Annotated in this window: 6 protein-coding genes; 4 read left to right on the top strand and 2 right to left on the bottom strand. The window is 50.3% G+C overall.

What is annotated here, in order from left to right; all coding sequences use genetic code 11:
- Window positions 1–1,017: LD-carboxypeptidase (locus R3177_RS11855; RefSeq protein ID WP_318971238.1), on the top strand; the 1,017-nt coding region annotated here is incomplete at its 5' end.
- Window positions 1,018–1,266: 249 nt separating this feature from the next.
- On the opposite strand, the gene R3177_RS11850 is transcribed toward R3177_RS11855, so the two are convergent.
- Together R3177_RS11850 and yaaA are read right to left on the bottom strand one after the other, a co-directional pair.
- Window positions 1,267–2,565, bottom strand: coding sequence for an inosine/guanosine kinase (locus R3177_RS11850; protein WP_318971237.1), 1,299 nt, complete (start codon window positions 2,563–2,565; stop codon window positions 1,267–1,269).
- 81 nt (window positions 2,566–2,646) lie between these two features.
- Window positions 2,647–3,423 carry a peroxide stress protein YaaA gene (gene yaaA / locus R3177_RS11845; protein WP_318971236.1) on the bottom strand — a complete coding sequence of 259 codons (777 nt, stop codon included), beginning with the start codon at window positions 3,421–3,423 and terminating at the stop codon, window positions 2,647–2,649.
- A gap of 339 nt (window positions 3,424–3,762) precedes the next feature.
- Between yaaA and tal the strand changes: the two genes are divergently transcribed.
- The 3 genes from tal to R3177_RS11830 form a co-directional block, all read left to right on the top strand.
- A complete protein-coding gene (tal, locus tag R3177_RS11840; RefSeq protein WP_318971235.1) occupies window positions 3,763–4,713 on the top strand; it encodes a transaldolase in 951 nt (316 codons plus the stop codon).
- Between the two features lie 45 nt (window positions 4,714–4,758).
- A complete protein-coding gene (gene pgi / locus R3177_RS11835; RefSeq protein WP_318971234.1) occupies window positions 4,759–6,390 on the top strand; it encodes a glucose-6-phosphate isomerase in 1,632 nt (543 codons plus the stop codon).
- 164 nt (window positions 6,391–6,554) lie between these two features.
- The coding region (locus tag R3177_RS11830) for an NAD(P)-dependent oxidoreductase (protein WP_318971239.1) at window positions 6,555–7,187 on the top strand (633 nt) is incomplete at its 3' end.

The following is a 7,187-nucleotide window of genomic DNA, read 5'->3' as shown; positions in this document are numbered from 1 at the left end:
GGTCTGTTGCCGCTTAGCAGCTGCGCTGCGGCCGGTAGCCAGAGTAAAAGCCGCAGTACATCAGGCGATATTATTCTGCCGGCGCAACTTAACCCCGGTGATACCGTAGCGCTGGTTAGCCCATCGAAAGCAACCGATGAGAGGCTGGATATTCAGATCGCAACTGAAGTGATGCAGGCCCTGGGCTTTAACGTGAAACAGGGTGAACATCTGCAGGGACGTCGTGGCCATCTGGCCGGCACTGATCTTGAGCGGGCCAGCGATATCAATGCCATGTTTGCTGATCCACAGGTAAAAGCAATTATCTGCCTGCGCGGTGGCTCAGGCGCAGCAAGGCTGCTGCCGCTGCTGGATTATCCGTTGATTAAACGAAACCCTAAGGTTTTGCTTGGCTATTCTGATATCACCGCGCTGCACAATGCCATTAACGCCCAGACCGGGTTAGTGACTTTTCACGGCCCCAATGGCACTGGCAGCTGGAACAGCTTTAATGCTGACCAGTTTCAGCGGGTATTCTTCCAGCGCGTACTGATGCAATATCAAAATGAACTGAATGCCAAAGATGAGTTAGTCCCCCGGCAAAACCGGATCCAGACCATTACCAGCGGCAAAGTGCAGGGCCAGCTGGTTGGCGGCAACCTTACCGTGTTAACGGCCTTGGCAGGCTCACCGTACCTGCCTGACTTTACCGGTAAAATTTTATTTTTAGAAGATGTTGAAGAAGCGCCTTACCGGGTAGACAGAATGCTCAGTACCTTAAAGCTGATGGGCGCCCTGGATAAGATTGCCGGCTTTATTTTTGGTGAATGTACCGCGTGCCGTCCCGGTGGCGGCTTTGGCTGGTTAACGATGGATCAGATTTTTGATGACCATATTAAACCGCTGAATATTCCCGCTTATCGCGGCGCGATGATTGGCCATCTGAGCAAACAGTTTATTGTGCCGCACGGCGCCCCGGTGGAAATGGATGCCGACGCCGGCACTTTCCGGATGTTGCAAGGTGTGTTTCAGAGCTAAGCAAGTTGGATATGTCGAGTCACCGGAATGTCCACGCTAACACGCCGTAAATACATCCCTGTAGGCTCGTTTCCGCCCGTCCAGGGCTTCAACGGTTAGCTTAGGACATTCCGATGCCTCTCCTTACAATATTTCGCCGCAGGTTGGCGTCCCGTTGCGCAGCCACAGAGTGTCTGAGCAGGCCAGGGATGGCCTGCGAGTTGCTGTGGCGAGCACACGGGATTGCCAACTGAAGGCGGAACGATGCGACTACCGCTCCCAGTAAGCCTCTTCCAGGCTGTCTTCCCGCTCTGGTAAGCCTTTTGATAAGCGTGGCGCATTCTGGGCCAGAATTTCATAACTTACCCGGTTGGCATATTTACAGATCTGGGCGAAGCTCGAATACGCCAGGTACGGCATTTCATGTTTCCCGGATAACGGCTGCACCTGCTTATGAAAATGATTAGCTGCCATATCATGTAAGATGGCCGATAAGGCACCATCACCGGCCCCATTGGTATTCTGAATGCGCTCAGGTCCCCCCAGATACGGGTCGATATGCGAATATACCTTCAACGGCAGTTCACAGTATTTGCGTAACATTGGCCGGCTGAATTCATACTGGTTAAAATCGGCCAGACTGGCTGATTTTATCGGATTTGTTGTTTCGCGCTTAACACTATCATCAGTATGACCACACAAATACAGGCCATCGGCGCCGGCGGTGATCAGCACCATATCAGTGTGATCCAAAATTGCTTGTGCAGCTTTTAACGGGTCACTGAAACCGGTCAGCGCTTCGGCTTCCAGTTCATTCATCGCCAGCACATTCACGTAGTTTTTAATGGTACTGATAATCTGCTCGCGGTTTTCCTCCACCAGATGGCGCGTGCCCAGGCTCATCACTACCGGTACATCATGCATTTTGGCATCTTCCAGCGCCTTATGCATGGCCCGCTGGATAGGCTGACCAACAGCGCGCAAAGGATAGGCACTGACCACAAAGGCTGAGGCAGCGGCTATGATATCGGTTGGAATATAATCGGGTTCCAGCTGGTCCATATCACTGGGGTCAATGACAAAGGTCCGCTCCCCATCGGGGGTGATCATGGTAATACCCCGGCCGATGTCACCGGCAACACCCTGCAAATGGTTCATATCCACTTTCGAGCTGGTATGGCAGACATAGTGGTAAGCCGGCGAACCCAGCGCAATATTGGCTGACATCACACCAAGCAATACCGATTTATCATCAGCCAGCACCGAATAGTTATGAATAGTATTGCCGATGGTGCCCCCGGCAAAGTGGTCTGAGATTGCCTGCTTACTGACCAGCTCCTGATAAATAGCATTGGCTTTGGCGTGCTCAACCAGGTTAGATAAGCCTTTTTGAATATCATAACGCACCAGAAAATCATCCGTCACGCTGGCCACTACATCAACGATGGTTTGGTCCAGGCCGACGATATAGGTATCCAGCTCAGGCCGCACTTCAAAGCTTGGTAATTGCGGCTTAGGCTGAGATACAGGAAAGTAATGCTTGATTTTACGCAGGCCGGGAAATTTCATGCTAAAAGCTCGACAACAGACAGGCGGCTATTTTAGCAAAAATGTTGGCAAAGCCTAAGGGCCTTCTGCATTTTTACTGAATTATTCAGCCTGCCGGCGCAAAAACACTGGTTTATCAGCAGTTGAGTCATCTTTGCTGTAGTGATAACCGGCAAGATTAAAATCAGTAATCGCTTTAGGATCAGTAATTTGCTGTTCAATAATATATCGTGCCATCAGGCCACGGGCCTTTTTGGCAAAAAAGCTGATAATTTTATACTGGCCGTTTTTAAAATCTTTAAATACCGGAGTTATTACTCTGGCCCGCAGCGATTTGGTTTTAACCGCCTTAAAATACTCCTGCGACGCCAGGTTGAGCAAGACGTCAGTGTGAAGCTCAGCAAGTTGGGTATTAAGGTTATCGGTAATCTGTTCTTGCCAGAAGGCATATAAATCGCCACCGGCCGCATTGGCTAACCGGGTACCCATTTCCAGCCGGTATGGCAGCATTAAATCCAGCGGTCGCAATACACCATATAAGCCGCTTAAAATTCGCAGATGGTTCTGGGCGTACTGCAATTGAGTTGTGCTGAGACTGGCTGCATCTAATCCCTGATACACATCACCGTTAAACATAAACAGGGCAGCTTTGCCCTCGTCTGCTGCATAATCCTGATGCCACTGGCTGAAGCGGGCCGCATTTAATCCGGCCAGTTTATCACTGATATGCATCAGTGAGCCGAGCTCAGCCGGGCTGAGTTTCTTACAAATATTTGCCAGTTCATTTGCCTCGGCTAACAGAGCCGGCATCGTTGTAGCAAGCTGAAGAGAGATAGGATTGGCATCAAGATCTTTCGCCGGGGAGACAACCATCAACATATACGTTACCTGTAATACGAAGTTATAAAAAAAACGGTGAATACGTGGCAGGGCCTTAACTGGCTCAATGGACCGGAATTAGCAATAATTTATCGGTTTTACAAAGCTGGCATTGCACGAATATTTACAACCTGTGCTAAGGTGATCTGTAAATTATCACGTGAATGTTAACGGCGCTGCAAAGGGCCCGATGGCAATATAGTAATTTAGCGATAAGGGTGCAATGCTTTTTCCTAAAGCAAGCACAAAGTTGTGCATCTTGTTGTAATAATCCTACATTTATTGCCTTAGTTCATGACAAACCCTAGAATGTTTCAAAAAAAACGGTAATTAAACAATATGAGTGATCTATTAAGTCAACTTAAGGCTGTCACCACTGTTGTGGTAGACAGCGGTGATATCGGCGCAATTGAACAGTTCCGGCCCGTTGATGCCACCACCAACCCCTCGTTGTTACTGAACGCCAGTCAGCTTGATTTTGCCAGGCCAATGCTGGCCAGTGCCATCAGCTACGCCAAAGCGCATGCCAGTGATAAAGCCGCTGTGCTGGAGCTCGCGTGTGATAAATTCGCCGTTGATGTCGGTACGGCCATCAGTAAACTGGTTCCGGGCAGGGTTTCAACTGAAGTGGATGCCCGCTTATCCTTTGACACCGAAGCTACCGTCGCCAAAGCATTGCAATTGGTCGAGCTGTATCAGCAAAACGGCGTAGGTACTGAACGCATTCTGATCAAAGTAGCGTCTACCTGGGAGGGTATCCAGGCAGCCAGACAGATAGAGCAGCAAGGCATCCAATGTAATCTGACTCTGCTGTTTCATATGGCACAGGCACGGGCTTGCGCTGAGGCCGGTGTCTATCTTATTTCGCCTTTTGTTGGCCGTATCCTCGACTGGTACAAAGCCAACACTAAGCAGGACTATACGGCTGACACCGATCCGGGGGTACTGTCGGTGCGGGATATTTACCATTTTTATAAAGAACATGGTTATCCCACTGTGGTTATGGGCGCCAGTTTTCGCAATACCGGAGAAGTACTGGCGCTCGCTGGCTGTGACCGGCTGACGATCAGTCCTGCTTTGCTGGACGAATTAAGTAAGCAAAGTGGCACCTTGGATGTAAAACTGGTCGATGGCGGCGCTAAAACCGCCAAGCCACCTGCGCTGACGGAGAGCGCATTTCGCTGGATGCTGAATGAAGATGCCATGGCGACTGAGAAACTGGCAGAAGGGATCCGTAAGTTTGCTATTGACCAGCGCAAGCTGGAGCAGTTAATTGGCGGGCAATTATAAGCGCCGGTCATATTGACCCTATTGCCAGCAGCACAGGAGTATTTTATGTCGGGCAGTGTTACCGATCGTCTGAACCAGCTGGGCTCACTTGCTAAACAAAGCGGGAGTTTGCGTGAGGCCTTCAAAAACGATCCAAAACGGGCAGCGCGCTACAGCACCCAAGCTTGTGGTATTACCCTGGATTATGCCAAAAATCTGATTGATAACACCAGCTGGCAGGCGCTGCAACAGCTGGCAGCTGACAGCGACATCAGCAGCTTACGGGAGAAAATGCAGCAAGGTGCAGCGATAAATAATACTGAGCAGCGACCGGTGTGGCATACCAGGTTACGCCAGCAGGATCTCAGTGATCTGCAGCTCAATGGTGAAGACATTGGCCAGCAAATCAGCGACTGCCGGGCCAGAATGGCGGCACTGGTCGATACCTTACATCAGCAGCAGTATCTGGGGTATCAGGGCAGTGCCATTACTGACGTGATCTGGGTGGGTATCGGCGGCTCTTTACTGGGGCCGCAAATGGCAGTGGAAGCGCTGACGCCTTATCACTGCAGTCCGGTGCAGCTGCATTTCGCCGGAAATATTGATGGTGCGGTTATCAGCGATATCCTTGCCGGGTTAAATCCAGCTACGACCCTGGTGGTGGTGGCATCAAAATCTTTTGGCACGGAAGAAACCAAACAAAACGCTTTGGCAATCCGCCACTGGTTTACTGAGCACGGGGCGGATCAAAACGCCATCGCCCATCATTTCTGGGCAATTTCATCTAACATTACCGCTGCAGCCGAATTTGGTATCGAACAGAAAAACATTTTACCACTGTGGGACTGGGTCGGCGGACGCTATTCGTTATGGTCTGCCATTGGCCTGCCCATCGCGCTGATGATTGGCAATCAGCAGTTTAACCAGCTGTTAGCCGGTGCAGAAGCAATGGATCAACATTTTCTGACAGCGCCGTTTAGCGAGAATATGCCGGTTATTATGGCGTTACTCGGGGTTTGGTATATCAACGGTCACCACTGTCAGGCACAGGCGCTTTTGCCCTACAGCCATTATTTACGGTTACTGCCTGCCTATGTGCAGCAACTGGATATGGAAAGTAATGGCAAAAGTGTCGATCGCGACGGCAACAAGCTAGCTTATGCTACCGCCCCGGTTATCTGGGGCGATGCCGGCACCAACGGTCAGCATGCCTACCACCAACTGTTACATCAGAGTGCGCTGACCGTACCCGCTGATTTTATTTTGCCACTCAAGGTAAAACACCCGCTACAGGATCAGCATAACCGGCTGGCGGCGCATTGCTTTGCCCAGACTCAGGCGCTGATGCAGGGCAAAACCCATGAAGAAGCAATGACTGAATGTCTGAAACAGGGAATGACTGAACCGCAGGCAAAAGCACTGGCCCCCCATAAAGTATCGCCGGGCAATAAACCGAGCAATACCCTACTGTTACCGGAATTATCTCCGTATTATTTAGGCGCACTGATTGCTTTATATGAACATAAGGTATTCTGTCAGGGTGCTATCTGGCAGCTGAACAGTTTTGATCAGTGGGGAGTGGAACTGGGTAAACAGTTATCCGGGCCAATATATCAGACTGTGGACGGTGACATCAGTCACAGCTTTGATAGTTCTACCACCGCATTAATAAAACAGTTCATCGCGGCACAATCTTAAGTCAGGATTATTCTGCCCGCCCGGGGGCCACCACTTTGCTTGGGCAACGTGGTGGCTGCTCACCTGTTGATGGTTTGGTTAACCCGGCAAAAATCGACTACGCTTTAGTTAAAGATATTTCCCTCTGCCCGTATCGAGAGGTACCCGGCAACTGCTGTTAGCGAATCAGCCAGACAGGAGGATACATTATTAACGCTAAGCATTCTGACACCGACAGCCAGCAAAACACCAGTAATAATAAGGCCGCATCACCTAAGCAGACAAAACAGAAACCCGTAGTACTGATTACCGGCTCAGGGGGCAGTATTGGTTCAGCACTGGCAGATAGCCTGCGGCCGGATTTTCAGGTAGTGGGAATGGACAGGGATGAAGCAGACAATACCCTGCTGGTTGATCTGACCTCTGAAGACTCCCTGGCGCTGGCATTTCACCATTTTCGTGAACGCTATGGCGATCATATCGCTGCAGTTATTCACCTGGCTGCCTATTTCGATTTTACCGGTGAAAAATCGCCCCTGTATGACGAAGTGAATGTTAAAGGGTCAGAAAAATTACTGGCAGCATTAGCAGATTTTAAGGTTGACCGTTTTATTTACTCCGGCACCATGCTGGTACATCAGCCGGTGACTCCCGGTGATAAAGTCAGTGAGTCAACTCCGTTAGGCCCCAAATGGGCTTATCCGCAATCCAAAGCAGAGACTGAAGCCACTATTCGGCAGCACCGTAACGGCATCCCCTGCACTTTTTTGCATCTGGCCGGTGTCTATAACGAGTACAACGCTGTGCCAACCCTGAGC

This window comes from Arsukibacterium sp., from assembly GCF_033722355.1.
Classification (GTDB): Bacteria; Pseudomonadota; Gammaproteobacteria; order Enterobacterales; family Alteromonadaceae; genus Alishewanella.
The sequence above is the reverse complement of the archived record's forward strand: the minus strand, read 5'-3'. Positions and strand labels throughout refer to the sequence as shown.

Coding starts and splice junctions, on each gene's coding strand:
- R3177_RS11850 (WP_318971237.1), bottom strand. CDS start 2,565: ATGAAATTTCCCGGCCTGCGTAAAATCAAGCATTACTTTCCTGTATCT.
- yaaA (WP_318971236.1), bottom strand. CDS start 3,423: ATGTTGATGGTTGTCTCCCCGGCGAAAGATCTTGATGCCAATCCTATC.
- tal (WP_318971235.1), top strand. CDS start 3,763: ATGAGTGATCTATTAAGTCAACTTAAGGCTGTCACCACTGTTGTGGTA.
- pgi (WP_318971234.1), top strand. CDS start 4,759: ATGTCGGGCAGTGTTACCGATCGTCTGAACCAGCTGGGCTCACTTGCT.